Genomic DNA, 22,957 nt, shown 5'->3' with positions numbered 1-22,957 from the left:
GAAAGTGACTACGTCTCGCAGACGGCGTAACGTCCTCGCCTCCGCGGCAGCAGCCGCTGTCGTCGTCGCCGGCCCGCTGGTGCCCGCAGAGACGGCACATGCCGAGTACCCGCCGAATGCACCCGGTCTGAGCATCGATACGACAGGGATCGCCGGTGATCCGCTCATTTTCACCGCGAAGGGGTTCGCCGCCAAGCAGCAGGTCGTCGCGGAACTCATCTCGAAGGCACCGGTGCTGGGCACGTTCTTCGCCGACTCGAAGGGCACGGTCTCGGGGACCGTCACGATCCCCGCCACCACCAAGCGCGGCCCACACACCTTCAGACTCACCGCCCGTGATCCGGACCTGGTCCTGTCAGCGGTGATCAATGTGCTGCCGCGACACCAGAAGCCCCCACCGGACGGTCAGCTCCCTGAGACCGGTTCCGGCCAGAGGACCTTCGTCATGTTCGGCACGGCTGTGGGTTTGCTGGCAGCCGGCGGGGGAGCCGTCCTGGTGGTACGACGTCGGCGCACGCGCCGCTGACCCGGCCGCCACCATGCAGTACTCCCCGGCCCCTGGAAGCACACATCCCGCACAACCGCACCGCCGACGTCGGCGAGTCCGATATCTGCCGGCGGCCGTCGTGTTCCTGCTCCTGGCGGGAGCGGCCTGGATCGCTGTCACCGGTCTGATCGCCCGTACCGAACTGCTGGCCGCACAGCGGGATCTGCACACGCTGCGGCAGTCGGTCAACGCAGGGCCGTCGCGGGACTCCGCCGCCGCACCTGTGCCTGGCACGTCGAAAGCCGAGGCGGCGCTGCGTTCCGCGGCGGCACACGCCGCCCGAGCGCACGACCTCACCACCGGGCCCGCTTGGTACCCGGCCACGCACCTGCCCTTCCTCGGTGACCTGGCACGTGTCGTGCGCGGCACGGCGCACGCCGCTGACCGGTTGACCCACGATGTGCTCAGTCCCCTCGTCCGCAGCGTCCCGGATCTCACGGCCGACGCACGAGGCGGCGATACCCATCACCTGCTGACCGCCCTGCACGACGCGGCCCCGGCACTCGAGCGCGCCGCGCGGGAGGCCGCGGAAGTCCGTGCCCAGGCCCGCGGGCTGCCACACGCCACCTGGTTGCCGGCAGCCGAGCGGGCCCGTACGCAACTGGTCCGCCAACTCGACCGGCTTGCCCCGACGACGGCCGACGCCGCCCTTGCGGCCCGGCTCCTTCCGCCGATGCTGGGGGAACAGGGGCCGCGGCGTTACTTCGTGGTCTTCCAGAACACCGCCGAAGCCCGCGGTACCGGCGGGCTGCCCGGGGCCTTCACGGTGGTCACGGCCGACAGGGGCCGCATCGGCTTCGACACCTTCGGCAATGACACCGTGCTGCAGCCGACCCGGCCCACAGTGGACCTGGGAACGGATTACGCCGCCCTGTACGCCGCCAACGAGCCCACTCAGTTCTGGGGGAACTCCAATCTCAGCCCTCACTTTCCCTATGCGGCCCGAATCTGGGCCGAGGCATGGAGAGAGCACAGTGGCCAGAAGGTGGACGGGGTGCTCGCCGTCGACCCCACTGTGCTGGGCCGGCTGCTGGAGGCCACCGGGCCGGCCCGTCTGCCCGACGGCACCCTGCTCACCGGCGCCAACGCCGTGGAGCTCACCGAGCGCACGAGCTACGCGGCCTATCAGGACGTCACCGCCCGCAAAGCGTTCTTCCTCGACGTCGCCCGCACCGCCGCCACACAGCTGACCGGCGCCGCCAAGGATCCGCGGCGGATTCCCGCGCTGCTGCGGGCCGTGTACGACGCGCAGCGGGACGCACGTCTGAAGGTATGGAGCACGCTCCCGGCCGAGCAACGCCTCATCGAGCCCATGGCATTCAGCGGCTCACTCCCCAAAGACGCGGGCCCCTTCGCCGGGGTCGTCGTCAACAACGCGGCGGCCACCAAGCTCGACTACTACCTCGACCGAAGGCTGACGTGGGAGCCGGGCCCCTGCACCCCGCACGGACGAACGGTCACCGCCACCGTGACGCTGACCAACCGGGCGCCGGCCTCGGGACTCCCGGCCTACGTCACCGACCGCCTCGACACCCGGGCCCGTTCCTCCCGGCCGGGTGACAACCGACTGCTGGTCTCCTACTACGCCAGTGCGGGAGCCGCCCTGACCGGGGCGATGCTGGACGGGCGTCGTATCCCGCTGAACCATGCCGTCGAACACGGCCACCCGGTGTACACCCTCGATCTGGAACTGCCGGCGGGGAGCACCCGCACCCTGAGGCTGCACCTGTCGGAGCCGGTCACCGATCGTGCCCCGACCCTGCTGCGCCAACAGCTGGTGAATCCGCTGCGGACCGAGGTGAAGCCGTACCCGCCATGCCGCCGTTGACGACGGCCGTCAGCCGTTCGGATCCGTCACCGGTCAGCCGGGCACCGGCGTGGCGAGCGGCCCACCCACTCCCCGATCCGCATGACACGGCGACGCGGCCCCGCCCCACCCTGGGCCGCAGTTCGCGTACCACCGTTACCCGCTCCCCGGGCCCCGGTTGCGGCGTGGCGCCCTGGGGGGCGGCAGGGCTTCCCGCCCCGGTCGTTGACGGCGGCTTGCCGAGAGCTGGGCGACCGGGAGGCCTCGGGAGCGATCAGCGGATCGGCGGGTTCTCCGGCAGGCGGGCGAGCAGCCGCAGATGATCGCCGAGCCGCGGATGGGTGGCACGCGGTGAGCCGCAAGCGCCCCAGTCGGCGAACAGCAGCGACATCCCCGACGGGCTGGGCAGACGGGAGGGCCTCATGTAGTACCGGGCGAAGACGGTGTCGCAGCGCTCGACCACAAAACCGCACTCCTCCACCAGCGTCGTCAACGACCGCGCCGAGAAGTGCCAGCGGTGGCAGTCCGGCTGCAGATGCGGCCATGATCCACCCTGCCGTTGGGCGGAGGACGATGCGATGTTCGGCACTTCGAGGGCGAGCCATCCTCCGGCTGTGAGCGATGCCTGGGCCTTGGTGAGGAACCGCCGGGGCTCGTCGACGTGTTCGAGCACATGGAAGGCGCACACGGCGTCCACCGCGGTGGTCGGTGTGACCGTCTCGAAGCAGCCCTGTCGTACCGGCATCCTGAGCTTGTCCCGCGCGTGGCGGACACAGACCTCGGACAGTTCCACTCCGTCGGCTGCGATGCCGGCTCTCCGGGCGGCTTCGACGAAGTAACCGCCTGCTGAGCCGGCCTCCAGCAGAGACCTCGGGCGGGTGGCCGACAGGAGCCACCGCATCCGTCGGGCGGCTTCGTACCGCCACTGCCCGGCGCGGGCGAAGTAGCGTCGGTAGTAGTTGCCGTCGAAGAGGTCCCACTGGTGTGCCCCATCGCCGTTCGCGGCGGTCCAGTGGAACGCGCAGGCCGGGCAACGGCGCAGCAATCCGCCGAAGACCGGCTCGTCGCCCGCGGCCTGGTGGCAGAGGGGGCAGCGGGTCGCTTCCGTCTGCAAGGTCATGCGTTGCTCCTTTTCCGCGCGGGAACCGCGCCGCGATGTGGTGTCAACCCGGCAAGAGCCATGCGCAGCCGGGCCAGGTCCGATGCGCCGAAGAATCCGAGCAGGGCCAGCAGCGCGGCCGCGACCAGCACGGTCAGGCCACCCCGGCAGGCGACTGCCACGGCGGCGTCGGCCCGGTCCGTCCCGGGAGCCAGTTGGAACGTGACCAGACGGGCAAGGACTCCCGCCGTCACGGCCGCGAAGACGGGTGGCCACAGTGCCCGCAGCAGCGGTGCCACCGGCCGCCGGGATCTGCTGTGAAAGTGCGCGAAGAAGTAGACGGTGCTCCCGAAGGCCGCCAATGTGGTCGCCAGCGGCACCCCCCACGGACCGAGAAGCCGAAGCAGCGGAACGGTGAGCAGCAGATTGAGCACGGCGGCCAGCACCGCGCCGCGGGTCTCACACCCGGGCCTGCCCTCGGCCCGGGTCACCATCGCGGCCGCGCCGGCGATCACACTCGCGGCGCAGCCGGGGGCCAGGACCATGATGGTCACGGACGCGGCAGGCAATGGACGGCCGAGCCACATCCGCACCAGCGGATCGGCCGACACCACCAGGACGGTGGCCGCGACCGCGGCGAACGCCGTCAGATACCGGGTCAGATCGATGTAGAGCCGGTCGAGCCGACCGGGTTCATCGTCGGCCGCCGCGGCAGCCGACGGGAAGGCTGCCGTGAGAATGACCCCCGAAGGCCACCGCAGCAGCCCGACAAGGCGGCTGCCCAGGTCGTATCCAGCTACCGCCGACGGACTGTGGAAGCCTGCGAGCACCAGCCGGTCCGTCTCGCTGTTGACCGCGGCTGCCGCGCCTGCCACCTGGACACGTGAGCCGTACGACGCCACGTACGCCACATCGGACGGTCTGATGTCCCGCAGGCTGGGCGTCAGCCGAGCGGCGTACCGTCGGGCCAAGCACACGAACATCAGTGCCCGCAACGCACTGCTCACCACCACCGAGGCGGCCAGCTCGACCAGCCCGCCGCCCAGCGTGACCACCGCTGCCGCGAGCCCTGCGCCGAGCACCGCGGTGCCGGCGACGACCCAGGCCACCGGGCCATAGCGCTGGGTGCCCTCGAGCACGCTCCGCCAGGGCAGCGCGAGGCTGTCGAGAAGAAAGCCCACCAGCAGGAACAGGGCGGCGCCCCGCGCCGGCGCGGAGAGCTCATCCAGATGGAACACGCGGGCCAGCCACGGCCAGCAGATCGCCGTCCCGGCAAGGGCCAGCGCGGCGAGAACGGCGCCCCACACAACGCCCAGGCCCAGTACGGCGCAGACTTGTCGCTGCCGCCCGCTTTCGGCGGCTCGGGCGACCTCCCGGATCTGAATCGAGCCGAGCCCCAGATCGGCGAGCGACACGATGGCGATCAGACCCGTAAGCAGCGCCCACACACCGTACGAGCGGGCGCCGATGCTCCCGTACACCACCGGGAGCGACGCGACGCCGGCCAGCGCGGTGGCGACCCTGGCTGCGAGAAGCCTGGCGCTGTTGCCGGCCACCCGAGCCGCAACGGCTTCGGCCGGAGCGGCGCCACCGCTGGAGAACCCGGGCGGGCTAGCCACCGGAAACCCACCCGGGCCGGTCGGGAGCACAGAACGGATCACGCTTCATAGCATTTATGTTTTGCCGTCAGATCCCAGGCTCACCACTTGAGAAGCCAGGATTGCGTCATAAGGGAGCGAATCACTACACGCATGCACGCCGGTACCTACCAGGATGACGCCGTTCGCCCTGTTAATCTCCGGCCACAAAGGGCCTTTTCCCCAATAAGATCGAGTACTCAATCATGCCGGAATCCAAGACAGTCGGCGGGCAGCACGGCACACCCCTCAGTTCGCCGAGCCATGCTCGGCCATCACGCCACGATGCTCAGCGGATGAGCGGCCTGCGCTGCGTGTGCTGCGGGAGCCGCAGTTTCACGCAGCGTCCGGCCTTGTGGCCGAAGCTGATCGAAGAGTGGCAGCTGAGCGAGGAGGAGGCCGGCTATATCGATCGGCAGCAGGGTTTGCATTGCACCCGCTGCGGGGCAAGCCTCCGGTCTCTGGCCCTGGCCCATGCGATCATGAAGGTCTACGGCTCGACGAGACTTTTTCCCGTCTTCATGCTTCGCCATCCTCTGCTCAAGGTCCTTGAGATCAATCGGGCCGGAACTCTTCACCGCTTCCTGCGGAGGATGCCACGCACGAAGCTGATGAGCTTCCCCGATATTGATATGATGGCGCTTCCCTTCGATAACGCGTCGATGGACTTGGTTGTGCATTCGGACACGTTGGAGCATGTGCCCGATCCTGTGCAGGGGCTGCGCGAGTGCTTTCGCGTGGTCCGGCCGCGAGGCTGGGTCTGCTTCACGATTCCGGTTGTCGTCGGCCGGCTGACGCAGACGAGGGCCGGTAAGCCCCCGAGTTACCACGGAGTGCCGCCGGAGGGGACACCCGACTGCCTCGTCCAGACGGAGTACGGCGCCGACATGTGGACCCACGTCATGGAGGCCGGCGGCGGCGAGTGCCGCATCATCCGTCTCGAGTTTCCCGCCGCTCTCGCCATCGCCGCCCGTAAATTCTAGTTCGGCGTCCCGGTCGTGGCTGGGGGCTGGTCGGAATCCTGCTCCGCTCGACGCGTCGGCCGTGTCACGGTGCGGCGGTCCAAGGCCGTGCCGTGCGCGAGGTGCTGCCAGGTGTGGCAGAGGTCGTCGGCGATCCTGCGCCAGCTGAATTCGTTGTCGGCACGGCTGCGTCCCTCGGCGGCGAGCCGCCGGGTGAGGCCGGGCTCGTCGCGGATCCGGGCCAGCCGGTCCGCGAGCGCCGCGGCGTCGCCGGCGGGAAAGAGCAGGCCCGTGGAGCCGATGACGTGGGGGATGTCTCCGACGTCGCTGCCGACAACGGGGACGCCGCAGGCCATGGCCTCGATCAGGACCCGCCCGAACTGCTCCCGCAGCGGGATGCCGATCCAGGGCACCACATTGCGCTGCACGATCTCGACCGACGGCAACGCCAGCACGCTCATCCGGGCCAGCAGCGAGGGCAGTTCAGCATGGTCCGCCCACGGTGTGAGGCGGACCCGCCCCGGACGGCGCTCACTTGCCCGCCGTACCTCGCCGCTCAGGGATCCGTCGCCCACCACCTGCAGGTCGCAGTCGAGAAGCTCCGCGGCCAGGAGCAGGTCGCCGATGCCCTTGTGCGGCTCCAACCGGCCGACGAATCCCACGGTGAACGTCTGCGGGCGCTCCTGCTCGAAGGGGCGGAAGACCCCGGTGTCGACCCCCAGTGGCACGACGGTCGCAGGCCCTGTGTAGCCCTTGGCGCGCAGCACGCGCAGTGCGCTCGGGGTGATCGGGAACGCATGGCTGACAGCACGGTAGGCACGCCGTTCCAGGAGCGGGAACGGGAACGGGAAGCGCATCACGATGTTCTGGGCTGCGTAAAGGGTGACCGGTGTACCCGGCCGGATCCGGTCGCGCAGCCTGATCGCCTGCCAGGTGGACAGGTAGGCGGCCTCACCGATGACATGCACGACGTCCGGTGCGGGCACGTCGCGCAACGCGTGCCCCGCGCCAGGGCCGAAGAGTACAGAGGCCATGTGACCGGTGCTGTCTTCCCCGAGCAGATGAGGCCGGAGCACGGGGCGGAAGTTGCGGTATCGGTCTGCCAGTCCGCGCAGCCCTCGCTCGGTCAGCGGTGATACGTCGGCGGCGACCACCGTCAAGGTGACGTCGGGGCGGTCTGCGAGCGCGGCGAAGAGGTCCAACCAGTGTTCTGTGCGCTTTCCGACCACAGTGATCAAGATGTGCATGGCATGACATCCTTCTCGTTCAGGCGGCTGGTAGTGAGAGCGGGCCGGACCTCGCCGGCCCGTGCCTGGGCCCTGAGGTTCCGGGTGAGGGAACATTCGCGCCGGGGAACGGCGGTGAGGGCCCACGCCGAGAGACGCCCGGGCCAGGGCCAGTGCCCTCGCCCGTCACCGGCGGGTAGCTGTGCCGCCGGTGACGGCCGAAGAACCGGAGCATGCTCCCGTACACATGTGGCCGCAGCTATATGGCATCCCTGCTGCTCGCTCTGCGGAGGTGCACGGCCGTGAGGGCCGGCACATACAGCACCTGGGCTCCGCATCGCCAGGCCCGCAGGCACAGTTCCTCGTCCGCGTAGTACATGAAGTCGCCCTCGTCGAGACCACCGATCTCGGCCAGCAGGGAGGCCCGCACCGCCAGGCAGGCCCCGGACACCCAGTCGACGGTCACCGCACGCCCGTAGCGGCCGCAGTCGGCGTAGGTACGGCGCCGTTTCCTGCCCCAGAACAGCTGGTGCAGTCCCAGCGGCGCCAGGCTGCCGCTGAGGCGACCGGTCAACGCCAAGGCGAGGGAACCGAAGGGATGTGCGCTGGCCACGAGCCGCCCGTCCGGGTCGATGATGCGGGGACCGACAACACCTACCTCAGGCCGGAGCCGCAGCGTGGTGACCAGAGCCCGTGCGGTGGGTTCCCGCAGGATGCACTCGGGATCGACCAGAAGCACGACGCTTCCGACGGCGCCCGGCAGCGCCTGGTTGACGGCCGCGGCGAAGCCGACATGGACGGGGTTGGCGATCAGCTCGATCTCGGGGAAGTGTGCCGCGACAACGTGCACGGTGCCGTCGGTGGACGCGTTGTCCACGACGCTCACCCGCAGCCCGGCGTGACGCAGGGCTGACAGGCAGGCCACGACATGGTCCTGAGAGTTGGAGGTCACCACGATCGCGGTGGCATCCAGATCACTCACAGGTGCCGCCGTCCCGGTGGTGCGGGCGCTCGGGCCGGCGCTAGCCACGGGGAAATCCACGGAGCAGATCGAGCAGCGTGCGCACGAGCAGCATGAGGTCCAGGCGGGGGGAATGGCAGCCCACATAGAGCAGGTCGCAGCGGAGCTTTTCCTCCACACTCGCTCGGTAGCCACCGGTGAGCTGTGCGATACCCGTGAGTCCCGGCCGGACCAGGTGGCGCAGGTCGTAGTGGGGGACGTTCCCGAAAGTCGCGATGAGTTCGGAACGCTCCGGGCGAGGCCCCACCAGACTCATCTCGCCGCGCACGACATTCCACAACTGCGGCAGCTCATCCAGCCTGGAGCGGCGCAGGAACCGGCCGAATGGAGTCATCCGTGGATCGTCGGCGGCAGCCAGCACCGGCCCTGTCGCCTGCTCCGCGTCCACTCTCATCGTGCGGAATTTGATGATGCGGAAGGGCCGGCCACCCGCGCCCACCCTGTCCTGGAAGTAGAACATGGGGCCGCCCCGGCAGAGCAGCATCGCGATGGCGAGCATGATCGGAATGACGAGGGGCGCGCCCAAAGTCACCAGCAAAAGATCGGACGCTCTCTTGATCCGAGCGCTGGAGGCGCGGTTCCGCGCAGTTGCCCGAAGCCGCAGCCACGGCAGCCCGCCGAATCGGTAGAAGCGTGCCGAACCGAGCAACCCATAGGCAGGGTGCGCCAATACGAATACTTTGACGCGATGCGCTCTGCACAGCTCCACCAACCGGTAGTCGAGGCCTTCCAAAGAGGCCTTCACCAGGAGCAGATCGGGATGATGCAGCATCAGAGACGTCTCGAAATCGGCGCATCCTTCGGAGAACGTGAAGCGCCTGACGACGTCGAACTCTTCCTCCAGATTGTCTGAATGCCCGATCTCCTGTGCCGACTCGGCTACGATGATCTTTCTTTTCCTCCTCCACCGCACTACGGAGGGCGATGGAACCTGACGGGACCGCCAGCTGGCTCTCCCGGTCGAAGAGCTCTCGGTGACCGGAATCAGGGTGGCGCGGTTCATTCGCATTACTCCATTTCAGTTGCGAGATCGCACACCTCAGTGAAGCCAGTCAAACCCTGGGCTTCAGGAGTCAATCACACAATACGTATGGAGAAGCGGCTGGCGCCCTGCGAAACTGGAAAGACTACCTGTTGGGAGCAAAGGCTGTACGGTCGCGTCCTGCCGTCGATGAGAGCAGTGCTTGAGCGCCATGAGAAGGCTGCTTTGGTGCGGATGGAGGAACTGCGGGCTGAGTTCGAGCGGGTGAAGGAAGCCCTCGCGGCGGGATCATGACGGTCTCCCAGGACCCGGTGGTGGCATCTCCACCAGAGGCTTCACGTGCTTGTCTACGCGTCGGACGCCGACGCGTAGACAGCTCTGCCCTCCGTTTCCTCACACAGCAGTTGCGGCGGCACCGCCGTGCGATCGGCTCCCGTTGGCGGCGCCTGAGTGCCGACCGCCAGGCTTTGCTCACCCTCGCCCATCTGCGGATGGGGCACACGCATGCCCAGCTCGCGGCCGGGTTCGGCGTCGGAACCACGACGGCCTACCGCTATGTCACCGAGGCCGTCGACCTCCTGGCCGCTCTCGCCTCCGGACGGGCCGACGCTGTGCGGACCGCGTCGGTGAAGGCGTATCTGATCCTGGACGACACGCTGCTGCCGATCGACCGCATCGCCGCGGACCGGCATAGTCGGCACCCTCGCCGAGGCCGGCATTCAGTGCTGGGCCGACAAGGGTTACCGGGGTGCCGGCGGCACGATCCGCTCCCCGTGCTGGGGACGGGGGGAGACCCTCCCCACAGGCCAGAAGGCGGTGAACCGGTCCCACGCGAGGATCAGGGCACTCGTCGAGCAGGCCGTCGCCACCCTCCAGTCCTGGAGGCTCCTCCGCAAAATGCGAGTGAAGAGTGAAGGTGGAAAAGGGGTCAGTGCGGCCCCAAAGCTAACCTCCCTGTTTCGCCTGGGGTGGGCTGAGCTGGTGGATCTGTGATCTCGGTTGCCGGCCGCCGTGCGGGCAGGGCTGTGGCCCGACGCTCGGGTCGGGTGCTCCAGGATTCCTCGGGGCGTGGGTGGGCAGGGTCTGTCGCGGTTCAGGTAGCTGGTCGGGGCAAGGCCGTGAGGCGGGTGAATGCACTGGTCAGCTCGTGTCGCCAGGGCCAGGTCACGGCGATCCGCAGGTGGAGGCGGCGGCCTCCGCGGGTGATGCGGGCGGCTGCGTGCAGCAGCCGGTAGCGGAGCTTCTTCGGCTCGGCCGTGGCCAACTCGCCTTCCAGTAGCAGTATGTGAGTCCAGGCGAGCAGGTCGACACCGGTCAGAGACAGTTCGAGCCAGGCAGCGTTGATCGAGAAGTGGCGGGAGGGGAAGCAGCCGAAGCCGGTGCTCTTCCCCACAGTTCCGGCGCAGCCGAAGGCAACATCAACCGGCTGAAGATGCTGAAACGTCAGATGTTCGACCGGGCCGGCCTCGATCTTCTTCGCAGACGCGTCCTGCCCGCGCGATGAGTCCAGCCCGTCCGGATCACAAGATTCGAGATTGCCGGCAGAACCTTGAGCTTTCACCTACCCGGCTGAGAGTTTGGTAAGGCTCCCCTTATATGCTGACGTCGCCGATCAAGCCCCGGACCGGGCCCCAGCGGCGTGCCCGATCTTCCCGCACGACAGGATCCGACATGCGCACCACCTCCCGCGGCCTCATAGCGGCGCTCGCTCTCACCCCTCTGCTGGCCGGCTGCTTCGCCCCTGGCGACAGCGACGCCGGCACCGGCGCGGGATCGGGCGGGCGGCTGCGGGTCGCGCTGGCCATACCGCCGGTGCAGGCACTCTCTCCCTATAGCAACGACGCCACCGTACTGAGCAAGCTGTCCGTCGCCGAGGGCCTCACCGCCCTCGACAAGAACGGCACGGCGAAGCCCGCGCTGGCGAAGTCCTGGAAGCAGGACGGCGACAACACCTGGACCTTCGAGCTGCGCAAGGCCGAGTTCCAGGACGGCACCGAGCTCACCGCCCAGTCCGTCGTCAACGCGCTCGACCACGCGGGCGCCGCCAAGCCCAAGCCCCGCGTCCTGAGCGACGTGTCACTGACCGCCAAGGCCGAGGACGCCGACACCGTCACCCTCACCACCAAGTCGCCCGACCCGGTGCTGCCGCTGCGGCTGGCCAGCCCCGCACTGGCCATCCTGTCGGCGAAGGCGTACGCGAAGGACGGCGCCGTCAGCCCCGTCGGCACCGGCACCGGTCCGTTCGCGATCACCCGGCTGAACGGCAAGACCAAGGCGACGCTCGACCGCTTCGACGGCTACTGGGGCGGCAAGGCGAAGGCACCCGGCATCGACGTCAGCTGGATCGCGGACGGCACGGCCCGGGCCAACGCGCTGCGCGGCGGCGAGACCGACATCGCCGAGTGGATCCCGACCGCCCAGGCGAAGCTGCTCGACAAGGAGACCCGGCACGAGGTCCCCTCGGTGCGCACCGACAGCCTGATCCTGAACACCGGCAGCGGCCTGTTCACCGACGCCGGTCTGCGGGCCGCCGCCCGGAAGGCCGTCGACGGCTCCGCGCTGGTCGACTCCGTCTTCGGCGGCTACGCCGACCCCGCGCAGGGCCTGTTCGGGCCCGCCGTCCCCTGGGCCGCCGGCAAGCGCGCCGAGGTGACGGGCCGCGCCAAGGCCGCGACCGCCGCCGAGGTGAGGGCCGGGACCAAGGGCAGGACGCTGCGGCTGGCCACCTACACCAACCGCGCCGAGCTGCCCGAGGCGGCGACCGTGCTCCAGCAGCAGCTGCAGAAGGCCGGGTTCACCGTGAAGCAGGACGTGCGCGAGTACACGCAGATGGAGGCCGACCTGCTCGCCGGGAAGTACGACGCCCTCGTCTTCTCCCGGGTGACGCTGCTCGACACCGGTGACGCGGTCGACTACCTCGCCAGCGACTTCACCAGCGAGGGCGTCTACAACATCGCCGGCCTGAAGGACGCCGCGGTGGACAAGGCCATCCGGGCCGCCGCCGCGGAGCGGGAGGCCGGGAGCCGCCAGGAGAAGATCATGCGGGCGGAGGCGGAGATCCTGCGCACCGACGCGGTGGTGCCGCTGGTCCACGAGCAGGTCGTGCAGGGCATCGCGTCCGGTGTCGAGGGCGTCATCCTCGACCCGCGCGAGCGGTCCCTGGTCGACGTCGACACGCGCCTGAAGTAGCCGCATGAGCCTCGCGCACGCCCCCGCCGCCGCCCGCCCGTCCCGCTGGCCGGCGACGGCCGGCCGTGTGCTCGCCGGAGCCGCGCTGCTCGGCGCGGTGGCCCTGCTGCCGTGGCTGTCCGGCGCGGACCCGGCCCGCACGGTGCTGCGCGCCCGTTCCGCCGACCAGAACCCCACGCCGGCGGAACTGGCCGCCGTGCGCGAGCAGTTGGGACTGGACGAGGGCCCTCTGGTCCATCTCGCGCACTGGCTGGGCGGCCTGCCGCGGGGGGACGCGGGCGTCTCGTGGGTCTCCGGCGAACCGGTCATGCCGCAGGTGGGGACGGCCCTGTCGGTCTCCCTGACAATGATGCTGGGCGCGTTCGCGGTCACGGCCCTGGTGGCCGGAGCGGTGTGCGCCCGTACGGTCTTCCTCGGTTCCCGGCGTCGGCTGCGGCAAGACCGGGCGGGCGCCACGGCCGCCGTGCTGGCCGCGCTGCCGAAGTTCCTGCTCGCCTCGGTGCTGGCCACGGTGTGCGGGGTGTGGTGGGGCTGGTTCCCGTCCAGCGGGTGGGAGGGGCCGCAGTCGATGGTGCTGCCCTCGCTGGCCCTGGGCATCCCGTCGGGCGCGATGCTCGGCGGGCTGCTCGACCAAGCGCTGCCCGCCGCGTTCCACGAACCGTGGGCGCGCACGGCGTACGCCGTCGGACTCCCGCCCGGCCACATCGCCCGCGACGCGCTGCGACGCTCCCTGCCCGGCATGCTGCCCCAGTTGCTGCCGACCGTCGTGGCCCTGGTCGGCGGTGCGGTCGCGGTGGAGAAGATCTTCAACATCCCCGGGCTCGGCCGGCTCGCCCTGGAGGCGGCCGTCGCGCAGGACCTCCCGGTGCTGCAGACCGCGACGCTGGCCCTGGTCCTGCTCGGTGTCGCCGCGGGCATGCTGATCCGGGCCCTGCGTCACGCCCTCCTCGGCCGGCCTCTGCGTGACGGCGCCCTGCCGGCTCTGCACCGGCCCCCGCTCACGGTGCCGCGCTCCCTGCGCCAGGTCACCGCGGCCTGCGCCCTGATCCTGATCGCCCTCGTCACGGCGGGGCTGCTGCGCGACCCGCTCCAGGTCGACACGGCGGCACGGCTGCTGACCCCGTCCCTCGAACACCCCCTGGGCACGGACGCCCTGGGCCGTGACCTGCTGGCCCGCCTGGGCCACGGGGCACTGCGCACGGCAGGGGTCGCCCTGGTCGTGACGGCGGTCAGCGCCGTCACCGGACTGCTGCTGGGCATGGCACCGCGGACGAGCGCGGGCCCGACCGAAGTCGTGTCGACGCTGCCCGCCGTGCTCGCGGGCCTGCTCATCGCGGGCGTGACCGGACCGTCGGTGTGGGGCGCGGCGTGCGCGGTCTGCGTGGTCGGCTGGAGTCCGTACGCCGCCCAGACCGCCGCCCTGCTCGAACAGGAACGCGCGAGCGGACACATCGCCGCGTCCGTCGCACTCGGCGCGGGGCGGCTGCACCTGCTGCTCCGCCACCTGCTCCCCGCGGTGATCCCGGCCCTGCTCCGCAACGCCCTGCTCCGGCTGCCCACGACGGTCCTGGTCCTGGCCTCCCTCGGCTTCCTGGGCCTGGGCGAACAGCCGCCCACCCCCGAGTGGGGCCGCCTGCTGTCGGAGAACCAGCCGTACGCCGAACTGGCCCCCTGGACCGTGCTCGGCCCGGCCGCCGCGCTGGTGGTGCTGTCCGTGCTGGCGGTGACGGGCAGCGTGCTGGGACGCGAGAAGGGCGAGTAGCGCGCGTCCCGGCATGCCGTGCCGGGGCACAGGGGGCGTTTGCTGCGCCGCCGGCACCTCCACACCGTCGAACGACGGCTCCTCGGCTGCGATCCGGAGTCGGGCCGGAAGTGCACGTCCCCGCACGTCGCGGTGCCGGTGCCGGACGCTCGGGGAGCGGTGCCGCCGGGGTTCGATGGACATGCCCACTCTCTCGGTCGACGGAAGGCGGATGGCGGCACCGGCCACCGTCCTGTGCACGGATGTCCCGCCGCCGCGGTGGCTGCCGAGGACGAAGAGGAAGCGGCGGGACAGTGGGGGCTCCTTGGTCGGCGCGTGGACGACTGCCGCGTGGCGTGGTCCGGCCGGATGACGTCGTGTGGTCCGGGTGCCCCGGCGGTACCGGACGGACCGGCACATCGGGACACGGCGGCCCCTCGGCCCGAGGAGTACGGCGGCCGGGAACCGGACAGGGCCGGCAGCCGCCGCACCGGGCCTTGGTGCGGCACGGCATCCACTGTGCTGCACACGGCGCGATCCAACGAGCAAACAGTTTTGGGACGACTGCGGTACCTACCACTGCCGTTGGTACGTCTGGTGGTAGCAGGCAGGACGCCCGGCTGCCGGCGGCTGCCGTCAAGACGTCGTGACCGGTGCCGCCCAGGGGTCGTCCGCGGTTCAGCCTGACGCCGGGGGTTCACGCGCGGCGTGCACGAACTGACGCACGGTGCGTGACCCAGCGACCAGGAACACCGCCGCCCGCCCCGCGAGGCCGGTGGGCGTCCCGCGAGCCGCCGAATCCGATTGCGTCCCGCCAGGTGGTGTAGGGGATCAAGGTGCTGGAATTCGCAGGTCGGCGGCGGTTGTTCAGTACGACCGAGAGCTCAACTCGCCTCAGCGGGGCGCCTCGTGGATCGCCGCCCTCTACGAAGATCGCCTGGGGCCTTGCACCGGAACGCACAATGCTTGATCCCCTACACCACGACGCGGGACACGACCCCGAATCCGCCGAGCGGCCGCCACCCGAGCGCGGGGCATCGCGACACCAGCGGCACGTGCCGATGGCGCGCCGGGGCCAGTGCCGAACGACCGAGGCCGCCCCTCCTGGCCGACCAAGGCGTTCCCACGGCCGACCAAGGCGTTCCCACGGCTGACCGAGGCGGTCCTGCGGCGGCGGCACCACCACGTCGGCACACCGCGACTTGCTCCGGCAAAGAGTTACCGCAGCGTTACCAGACCGGGCGCTGCCAACTTTAACTAACAGTGCTAGTTTTTCGCGCACCCTGCAACGAAGCAGCGCGAGGAGTGACCTGTGAGCCGTTACAGAAGCCGTCCGCGTTCCCCCTTCAACCGCCTCACCGCCGCCGCGATCGCCACCGTGGTCTGCGCCGGCGTCGGCGCGGCCTCGGCCGGCGCCACCGAGACCGGTTCCGAGCCTGTCGTGTCCCGGGGCGTCACCATCCCGGCCTTCTACACCCCGCCAGCTCAACTGCCCGCCGCCAACGGCACCTTGATCCGGCAGGAGCCCCTCCCCCTGGGACTCTCGCTGCCCGGCCTCGACGGCCGCCCCCTGCCGGGCACCGCCACCCGCCTGATGTACAAGTCCACCGACTCGGGCGGCCGGGCCGTCGCGGTCACCGGCGCCTACATCGAGCCATCGGCGAAGTGGGAGGGCGACGGGCCCCGTCCCCTGGTGGCGGTGGCCTCGGGCACCATGGGCCAGGGCGACCAGTGCGCGCCCTCGTTCGCCCTGCAACACCCGCTCACCATCAGCGGGGAGACCCTGTCCGTCGCCTACGACAACCTGGCGATCTACCGCCTCCTCGCCACCGGAGCGGCCGTCGTCGTCACCGACTACGTCGGCCTGGGCGCCACCGACCGGCTGCACACCTACGTCAACCGCCTGGACGGGGGGCACGCGGTGCTGGACGCCGTCCGTGCGGCGCGCTCTCTCCCCGGTACGACCCTCACCTCCGGCTCCCGCGTGGGCCTGTACGGCTACAGCGAGGGCGGCGGCGCCAGCGCGGCGGCGGCCGAACTCCAGCCCACCTACGCGCCCGACATCCAACTGGCCGGCACCTACGCGGGCGCGCCGCCCGCCGACCTGACCGCCACCATGAAGGGGATCGACGGGAGCGCCCTGGTCAGCGCCCTGGGCTGGTCGGTCAACGGCTTCACCCAGGCCTACCCCGAAGTGCGCGCCCTCCTCGATGCGCACCTCAACGACGCCGGACGCAAAGCCCTCGCCGACACGTCGACCATGTGCGTCGGCGAAGCGATCCTCAGCTACGGCTTCACCCGGAGCACCGCCTGGACGACCAGCGGCAAACCCATCGGCGACATCATCGCCGCCGAACCCCGCGCCCAGGCCGTCCTCGACGAACAGCGCATCGGGACGCTCAAGCCGTCCGGCCCGGTCCGTGTGGCCACCGGCGTCCACGACGACATCGTGCCGCACGGCCAGGCCCGCCAACTGGCCGTGGACTGGTGCCGCAAGGGCGCCAACGTCACCTACGAGGCCGTAGACCTGCCCAACCTCGGCGACAGGATCCTCACCAACCACCTCGCCCCTCTCCTGGCCGACCAGGGAGCGGCGATCTCATGGCTCACCGACCGTCTGGAGGGCGAGCGAGCCGCGTCCAACTGCTGGACGATGCCCTTCCAGCGCTGACCGAGCCATCCGGCGGCCCGCCCACGGCGGCGGCCGGCGGCGGAGCGGCAGCGGTTGTCCGGACGTCCTTGCCCCGCGCCCACGTCTACGACGCGGGCGCGGTCTGAGGCCGGTCGCCCAGCTGTGCCGGAGCCGGAGAACCCGCCGCAACGTACCCCGGGAAGACGATCTGGGCGGAGCAGGCCCTGACGACGGGACGACCGCGCGTACGGCCACCATCCGCGTCTGAGTCCCTCCACGTACGCGGCTGGCGCCGGGATGCGCCCTCCTCCCGCTGCCTCCACGATGAAGACATGGTTCCCGTCGGTCCCGCCGACCGTGCGTTCCGGGCCCGGGCCGACCGGCGCGGGCGGCCCGGAGACAGGCTGATCGAGTCCCTGGCCGAAGCCAGGGCGGGAACAGCGAACGGTCCCGAGGGCTGGGCTCCGGGTGTCGCCGCCCGAGCCCGACTGCCCGCTGCCGCCGCGCTCGGACCCGCGCCTCACTGCGCGGACCTCGCCGCCCCGCACAGCCGCCGTCATGTCCGGGTGTGCGCCGCTACCGCCTGCTTCGCGGCACGGGCCGGACGCCACCTCAAGGACGTCGAGGACGCACCCGGTGGGCAGACGGCGACTGCGCGGGCGCGGAGGCTGTCTGCCCTCAGCCCCGGGCGGAGCTCCCCGCGATGTCACGCTCGGCGACGTCCACCAGCTGCCGGCCGAGGTCGCGCAGGGCCCGGCCCGCCGCCAGTTCGTCACCGATCTCCGGCACGTCCGTGTCCTCGGGGTTGCGGTGCGCGTCCCCGTGCCCGGAGAGCTCCGTCGTCCCGGTGTCAAGCACCGCACGTGCCTTGGTCGTTCCCTCCTCCTCGAAGAGGTGGAGGCGCACCTTCCATTCCACTGTATGCGGCATCACTGTCCTCCTCGTCTCGGGTGCGGAGCGTCTCGGTGCGGGCCGGGACGCGTGGTGCTCCGCACCTGGTAGCGCCGGTCCGCGTCCACGGATGAGGCGGCGACGGTGTCCTCGATACGACGCCGGACCTGGCCGGCGAGGGCGGTCAGCTGCTGCGAGGTCCTCGCCCGTGGCGCGACGGGGGCCCGGATGCGGCGTGCCGCGGGCGGGAGCCCGGCCAGGTCGGCGGCGAGCCGCTCCGCGCTCTCGTCCAGGGTGGGGCGCCCGGTGGTGCGCCTCCCGCCCCGCATCACCGTGTCCAGCAGCGGTACGCCCTCCCCGGGCGGCCTCTCGTCACGCAGTCCGATCACGTCCGCGTATCCGGGGCGGCGGAACACCTGCTTCTGCCCGGGAGCGGTCACCTTGGCCGACGAGAGCTTCATCACCGGCCGGCCGTCGTACTCGACCATCTTGTAGGCGGAGTCCAGGAACGGGGCGTCGGCCGAGACCCCGACGCGGGTGCCGACGGCGTAGAGGTCGATCGGCACTCCGGAGCGGACCAGTTCGTCCACGCCGTACTCGTCGAGACCGCCGCTGGCGATGATCCGTACGTCCGGCAGTCCTTCCGCGTCGAGGAGGGCGCGTGCCCGCACTGCCAGGGCTCCCAGAGCGCCGCTGTCCAGCCGTACGGCCGAGCCGGGCCCGCGGTCCAGGTCCCGCAGCACGCGGGCCGCTGCCCGGACCCCCTGCTCGGTGTCGTAGGTGTCCACCAGGAACGTCAGCGGGCCGGGGTGGGCGCGGGCGAAGGCCTGGAAGGCCGCCTCCTCGGTGCCGAACGCCTCGACGTACGAGTGGGCCATGGTGCCGACAGCCGTCAGCCCTTCGGCGGTGGCCGCGGCCACGTTGCTCGTTCCGGCGAAACCGGCCAGGGCGCTCAGCCGGGCGGCCTGGTAGCCGGCTTCGGGACCGTGGGTACGGCGGAGTGAGAAGTCCACGACCGGGTGTCCCGCCGCGGCCAGGACGCATCGCGCGGCCTTCGAGGCGATCGTCGTCTGGTGGTTGACCTGGTTGAGGAGGTACGTCTCGACCAGCTGGGCCTGCGGGAGCGGAGCGGTCACTTCCAGCAGCGGCTCGCCCGCCAGCACGATCCGTCCCTCCGGCACCGCCCGTACCTGTCCGGTGAACTCCGTACCGAGCAACGGCTCCAGGTCACGCGCCGGACGACGCAGGGCCGAGGCGAAGGCGTCCGCATCCTCCGGGCCGACCCGGAAGCCGGACAGGAAGTCCAGCGACGACTCCAGCCCGGCGGCCACGAGAAAGCCCCGGTCGGGCGGCAGGTCGCGGACGAACAAGCTGAACGTCGCCGGGCCGGTCATCCCCTCCCTCAGGTACGACATCGCCATCGTGACCTCGTACAGGTCTGTGGTCGTCGCATCGGACATCGGCGTCACCTCCTGGACGGCGTTGCGGCCGCCTGGCCTGTCACCTGTCGAACCGCGCGGACCAGAGGGGCTCCACCCGGTCCCATTCGGCGTCCCACTGGGCGTACCTTCTGCGGTTCAGGGCCAGGCGCACTCCTCCGCGCGCCGCGAGGAAGCCGGCGTACACGCCGGCCGCCGTCATGCCTCCCATCAGCCAGCCGGTGGCCTGCGCGTTGCTCGCGGGCATCGGCGGGGCCTGAACGTTCCCCTCACGGTCGACCCAGATCCGTACGTTCGAGCCCGGGGTCTCGTCCAGTGGTACCCGGGCGCTTCCCGTCCGCTGCCGGCCGTCCTCATCGGTCCACTTGAGCTGAACCTCCTGTTTCTCGTTCGCGGCGCTGCCCCGTGCCGCTTCCGGGGCCGCGGTCACCTGTGCGGTGACCTGGAGCCGCTCCGCGGCCTGACCTCGGACGGTGCGCATCGTCGAATCGTGGACGGCCGTCCCCGCGCTCACCGAAGCCGCGGGAAGCCCGAGGACAAGCACGGCCAGCAGGAGACGGGAGCACCAGGTCTCGACCCGATCGGACCCGCGCCTCAGTGGGTTGACGTCCTTGTGCCGGTGCTTCTCCTGGTGCGGTCGGTGGGGACCGGATGCCTGCGACGGATCCTGTGCGCTCATGATCTCGCCTCCAGCTGTGGCTGGTGCTCCCTCCACCCTGCCTTGTCTCCCCCACCACCCTCCACCGCGGACGAAGCCCGGTCCCAGGGCCGAAGGTCCCTGCCCACCGGCCACTCGGCCCGCTGTGCTCGCCGCCCGTCACCGGTTCAGATCTGGGGAACGACCACGATCGGACACGGCGCGTGATGCAGCACCGCGTGGTTGACCAGACCCAACTGCAGCCCCACGTGCGGCAGCCCGTGCCGGACCGCCTCGTCCACGGCCCAGTCCACCGCCTCCAGGCTCGCCTCGGACCCGTCGACGCCGGCCACCAGGGGAACGGTCACCGCTCCCACCTCCTTCTCCGGACTTCGCGCCCGTCCGGGCGCCGCCCGCCGGGACCACATGCGCCGCGAGGGGATCTGGGGTAGTCCTCGATGTAGAAGCGCGGTGTTCCTGTGGATCGGCGGTCCTGACGGTGTGGCCGCACTCACGTCCTTCCAGCTTCGTACAACATGGAGGCAGTCGCCATGGAACGAGCCCTCACCGTCGGCCTCGACGGCTCGCCCGAGAGCCTGGCCGCCGCCCGGTGGGCCGCGGACGAGGCCGAGCGGCGCGATCTCACCCTGCGTCTGCTGCACGCCTGGCCCCTGCTCGTACCCGAACCGGCTCGCGCCCCCGCTGAGGTCGATCAGAACTACTGGGCGAAGCGGCTCATGCACAACGCCCAGGCGGAGCTCCGGGCACGGCACCCGGGTCTCACCGTCGTCGGCGATCTGGTCTCCGATGACGCCCAGAACGCGCTGATCCATGCCGCGAAGGAGTCCGAGATGCTCGTGCTCGGCTCGCAGGGCCTGGCTGTCGTGGAGAGCTACTTCCTCGGCGACATCAGCCTGGCCGTCGTCGCACGGGCCGAGCGGCCCGTGGTGCTGGTGCGCGCCGAGCGGCCGGGACGGGAGCACGTGCCCGAATCCACTGGCCCGGGCGATGTCGTCGTGGCCCTGAAACTGCACAGCCCGTGCGACGACCTGCTCGAGTTCGCCTTCACCACCGCCGCCGCGCGAGGCGTACTGCTGCGCGCGGTCCATGGCCGCAGCCTGCCGCTGCACGCGTACACGCCCTGGGGCGTGGACCACACCGTGACCCAGGAGGAGCAGCTGGACGCGCACAAGGGCCTGCGGCGGGTCCTGCGCCCCTGGCGCGAGAAGTTTCCGGGCGTCACCATGTCCGACAGCGTCCGCCTCGACAGCCCCGCCAAGGCGGTCGTGGCCGCCGCCTCGGGCGCCGCGGTACTGGTCGTCGGACGACGCAAACACCACCCTCCCCTGTCGCCCCGTCTGGGCCCCGTGGCTCAGGCCGCGGCCCACCACGCTCCCTGCCCGGTCGCCGTCGTCCCCCATGACTGAGCCGGACCACGCCGCGATGCCGACGGGCTCGGCGCGGCGGGACGAGGCCCCCGGCCCCCCGTCCTTCGCGCGCGCCGAGGTGCGCGAGACCCACACGGCGGTGGTGCTCTTCGTCGGAGACCGCGCCTACAAGGTGAAGAAGCCAGTCGACCTGGCGTTCCTGGACCACAGCACCGTCGCCGCCCGGCGGGCCACATGTGAGCGAGAGGTCGTCCTCAACCGCCGCTTCGCCCCTGACGTCTACCTCGGCGTCGGCGAGTTCAGCAGCCCGGACGCGGACGCGCCCGAGCCCGTCGTGGTGATGCGCCGCATGCCCGCCGAGCGCCGCCTCTCCCGCCTCGTACGGGACGGAGCGGCCGTCGACGACGTGCTTCGGGCCGTCGCCCGGTTGCTCGCCACCCACCACGCGAGCGCACCCCGCAGCCGGGAGGTGGACGAGGAGGGGACGCGCGACGCGCTGTCGTCGCGCTGGGAAGCGAGCTTCGCCCAGGTCCGCGCCCTGGCCGCCAACGGCTCCGCGCCCGACGGGGTGGCGGAGATCGAGCGCCTGGTGCGCCGCTACCTCGCCGGCCGCGAGCCCCTGTTCGACCGGCGGATCGCGCAGCGGCGCGTGGTCGACGGCCACGGAGACCTGCTCGCCGAGGACGTCTTCTGCCTCGACGACGGTCCTCGCGTCCTGGACTGCCTGGAGTTCGACGACCACCTCCGCTACGTCGACGGCCTGGACGACGCCGCCTTCCTCGCCATGGACCTGGAGCAACTCGGCGCCCCGGAGGCCGCGGCGTTCTTCCTCGCCGAGTACGGCGAGTACTCCGGCGACCCGGCGCCTCCCTCCCTGCGCCACCACTACGTCGCGTACCGCGCGTTCGTCCGGGCCAAGGTCTCCCTGATCCAGGCCCGTCAGGGCACGCCCGGCGCACAGGCGGCGGCACGCCGACTGATCACCACCGCCCTGCGGCACCTGCGTGCCTCCGCCGTCGGCCTGACCCTGGTCGGCGGGCTCCCGGGCAGCGGCAAGTCCACGCTCGCCGGCGCGCTCGCCGATCGTCTCGGCGTCACGCTGCTCAGCAGCGACCGCCTCCGCAAGGAACTGGCGGGCATCCCGGCGGAGCAGCCGGCCGGCGCCGCCTACGGCGAGGGCCTGTACTCCCCGGAATGGACGAGCAGGACGTACGCGGCCCTCCTCGACCGCGCTTCGACCCTGCTGTCCCAGGGCGAGTCCGTCGTCCTGGACGCCACCTGGCACGACGCGGGACAGCGTGAAGCCGCACTGGGCGTGGCCGAACGCGCGCAGGCCGACCTCGTCGCCCTGCACTGCCAGGTGCCGGACGAGGTGACCGCGACCCGCCTGACCACCCGCGCTCCCGGGGCGTCCGACGCCGGCCCCGACGTGGCCGCCGCCATGGCCGCCACGGAACCGGCCTGGCCCGAGGCCGTCAGAGTCGACACGAGCGGCTCCCTGGCGGCCGCGGTGGTGCAGGCACTGGCAGCGATCCGCCCGCGCGCCGACAGCCAGGCCCCGGTCTTCCGTCGCCCCTACATGGAGCCGGACTGAGCGAGTCGGGACGCCGCGCGGGGCCGGGGCGGTCAACCGACTGCCGGACCACGGCACCAGGTCTCGCGGGACGCGGCACACTCCCTCATGGTGGTGGGTACGGGAGGGGTTCCAGCCCCGCACCAGGCGCGGCAGGACCGCGCACCGCCCGCCCGTCACGGCGCT

General features: G+C 71.2%; 16 protein-coding genes and 3 pseudogenes. 9 read left to right on the top strand and 10 right to left on the bottom strand.

Going from position 1 to position 22,957, the window contains the following annotated elements:
- The first annotated feature begins 4 nt into the window (after positions 1-4).
- Together ACZ5TL_RS16265 and ACZ5TL_RS16260 are read left to right on the top strand one after the other, a co-directional pair.
- Entirely contained in the window at positions 5-526 is a 522-nt protein-coding gene (locus tag ACZ5TL_RS16265; RefSeq protein WP_468590350.1) for an LAETG motif-containing sortase-dependent surface protein, read from the top strand.
- Between the two features lie 100 nt (positions 527-626).
- A complete protein-coding gene (locus tag ACZ5TL_RS16260) occupies positions 627-2,375 on the top strand; it encodes a DUF4012 domain-containing protein (RefSeq protein ID WP_468590349.1) in 1,749 nt (582 codons plus the stop codon).
- A 253-nt stretch (positions 2,376-2,628) separates the two neighbouring features.
- Here the strand turns inward: ACZ5TL_RS16260 and ACZ5TL_RS16255 are convergent, their stop codons facing one another.
- Together ACZ5TL_RS16255 and ACZ5TL_RS16250 are read right to left on the bottom strand one after the other, a co-directional pair.
- Positions 2,629-3,474, bottom strand: a complete 846-nt coding sequence (locus tag ACZ5TL_RS16255) for a class I SAM-dependent methyltransferase (protein ID WP_468590347.1) — start codon at positions 3,472-3,474, stop codon at positions 2,629-2,631.
- Positions 3,471-5,009, bottom strand: coding sequence for a lipopolysaccharide biosynthesis protein (locus ACZ5TL_RS16250; protein ID WP_468590345.1), 1,539 nt, complete (start codon positions 5,007-5,009; stop codon positions 3,471-3,473). The genes ACZ5TL_RS16255 and ACZ5TL_RS16250 overlap by 4 nt, the downstream gene beginning before the upstream one ends.
- A 377-nt stretch (positions 5,010-5,386) precedes the next feature.
- Here ACZ5TL_RS16250 and ACZ5TL_RS16245 point away from each other — a divergent pair, with 377 nt between their 5' ends.
- A complete protein-coding gene (locus ACZ5TL_RS16245) occupies positions 5,387-6,073 on the top strand; it encodes a methyltransferase domain-containing protein (RefSeq protein ID WP_468590343.1) in 687 nt (228 codons plus the stop codon).
- Here ACZ5TL_RS16245 and ACZ5TL_RS16240 read toward each other — a convergent pair.
- The 3 genes from ACZ5TL_RS16240 to ACZ5TL_RS16230 all read right to left on the bottom strand — a co-directional run bounded on the left by ACZ5TL_RS16240 (position 6,070) and on the right by ACZ5TL_RS16230 (position 9,302).
- A complete protein-coding gene (locus ACZ5TL_RS16240) occupies positions 6,070-7,299 on the bottom strand; it encodes a glycosyltransferase family 4 protein (RefSeq protein WP_468590342.1) in 1,230 nt (409 codons plus the stop codon). The two genes, ACZ5TL_RS16245 and ACZ5TL_RS16240, sit on opposite strands and share 4 nt — an antisense overlap.
- Positions 7,300-7,537: 238 nt before the next feature.
- Positions 7,538-8,260 (bottom strand): glycosyltransferase, encoded by a 723-nt coding sequence (locus ACZ5TL_RS16235; RefSeq protein WP_468590340.1) that lies wholly within the window; start codon positions 8,258-8,260, stop codon positions 7,538-7,540.
- A 40-nt stretch (positions 8,261-8,300) separates the two neighbouring features.
- Positions 8,301-9,302: a sugar transferase gene (locus ACZ5TL_RS16230; protein WP_468590339.1), complete on the bottom strand. Its 1,002-nt coding sequence runs from the start codon at positions 9,300-9,302 to the stop codon at positions 8,301-8,303.
- A 318-nt stretch (positions 9,303-9,620) separates the two neighbouring features.
- On the opposite strand from ACZ5TL_RS16230, the pseudogene ACZ5TL_RS16225 reads away from it, so the two are divergent.
- Positions 9,621-10,184: pseudogene (locus ACZ5TL_RS16225) on the top strand (transposase family protein); the annotation flags it as partial.
- A gap of 190 nt (positions 10,185-10,374) precedes the next feature.
- Here ACZ5TL_RS16225 and ACZ5TL_RS16220 read toward each other — a convergent pair.
- Positions 10,375-10,671 (bottom strand): annotated as a pseudogene (locus ACZ5TL_RS16220) (transposase); the annotation flags it as partial.
- 281 nt (positions 10,672-10,952) lie between these two features.
- Between ACZ5TL_RS16220 and ACZ5TL_RS16215 the strand changes: the two are divergent.
- From ACZ5TL_RS16215 to ACZ5TL_RS16205, 3 genes are all read left to right on the top strand, one after another.
- Positions 10,953-12,470 carry an ABC transporter substrate-binding protein gene (locus tag ACZ5TL_RS16215; protein ID WP_468590337.1) on the top strand — a complete coding sequence of 506 codons (1,518 nt, stop codon included), beginning with the start codon at positions 10,953-10,955 and terminating at the stop codon, positions 12,468-12,470.
- A 4-nt stretch (positions 12,471-12,474) separates the two neighbouring features.
- Positions 12,475-14,232, top strand: coding sequence for an ABC transporter permease subunit (locus ACZ5TL_RS16210; RefSeq protein WP_468590335.1), 1,758 nt, complete (start codon positions 12,475-12,477; stop codon positions 14,230-14,232).
- Positions 14,233-15,523: 1,291 nt separating this feature from the next.
- Positions 15,524-16,882, top strand: a complete 1,359-nt coding sequence (locus ACZ5TL_RS16205) for a lipase family protein (protein WP_468590334.1) — start codon at positions 15,524-15,526, stop codon at positions 16,880-16,882.
- 639 nt (positions 16,883-17,521) lie between these two features.
- On the opposite strand, the gene ACZ5TL_RS16200 is transcribed toward ACZ5TL_RS16205, so the two are convergent.
- From ACZ5TL_RS16200 to ACZ5TL_RS16185, 4 genes and pseudogenes are all read right to left on the bottom strand, one after another.
- Complete coding sequence (locus ACZ5TL_RS16200; RefSeq protein WP_468590332.1) at positions 17,522-17,773, bottom strand: DUF1876 domain-containing protein; 252 nt, start codon at positions 17,771-17,773, stop codon at positions 17,522-17,524.
- Entirely contained in the window at positions 17,773-19,194 is a 1,422-nt protein-coding gene (locus ACZ5TL_RS16195; RefSeq protein WP_468590331.1) for a nicotinate phosphoribosyltransferase, read from the bottom strand. The genes ACZ5TL_RS16200 and ACZ5TL_RS16195 overlap by 1 nt, the downstream gene beginning before the upstream one ends.
- A 40-nt stretch (positions 19,195-19,234) precedes the next feature.
- Positions 19,235-19,852 (bottom strand): Rv1733c family protein, encoded by a 618-nt coding sequence (locus ACZ5TL_RS16190; RefSeq protein WP_468590330.1) that lies wholly within the window; start codon positions 19,850-19,852, stop codon positions 19,235-19,237.
- A gap of 230 nt (positions 19,853-20,082) precedes the next feature.
- A pseudogene (locus ACZ5TL_RS16185) lies at positions 20,083-20,238 on the bottom strand (universal stress protein); the annotation flags it as partial.
- A 123-nt stretch (positions 20,239-20,361) separates the two neighbouring features.
- On the opposite strand from ACZ5TL_RS16185, the gene ACZ5TL_RS16180 reads away from it, so the two are divergent.
- Together ACZ5TL_RS16180 and ACZ5TL_RS16175 are read left to right on the top strand one after the other, a co-directional pair.
- Positions 20,362-21,237 carry a universal stress protein gene (locus ACZ5TL_RS16180; protein WP_468590328.1) on the top strand — a complete coding sequence of 292 codons (876 nt, stop codon included), beginning with the start codon at positions 20,362-20,364 and terminating at the stop codon, positions 21,235-21,237.
- Between the two features lie 79 nt (positions 21,238-21,316).
- A complete protein-coding gene (locus tag ACZ5TL_RS16175) occupies positions 21,317-22,792 on the top strand; it encodes a bifunctional aminoglycoside phosphotransferase/ATP-binding protein (protein ID WP_468590532.1) in 1,476 nt (491 codons plus the stop codon).
- Positions 22,793-22,957: the final 165 nt, after the last annotated feature.

The sequence above is a fragment of the Streptomyces sp. NPDC033136 genome (genome assembly GCF_055578235.1).
This window is presented reverse-complemented; position numbering and strand designations above follow the sequence as displayed.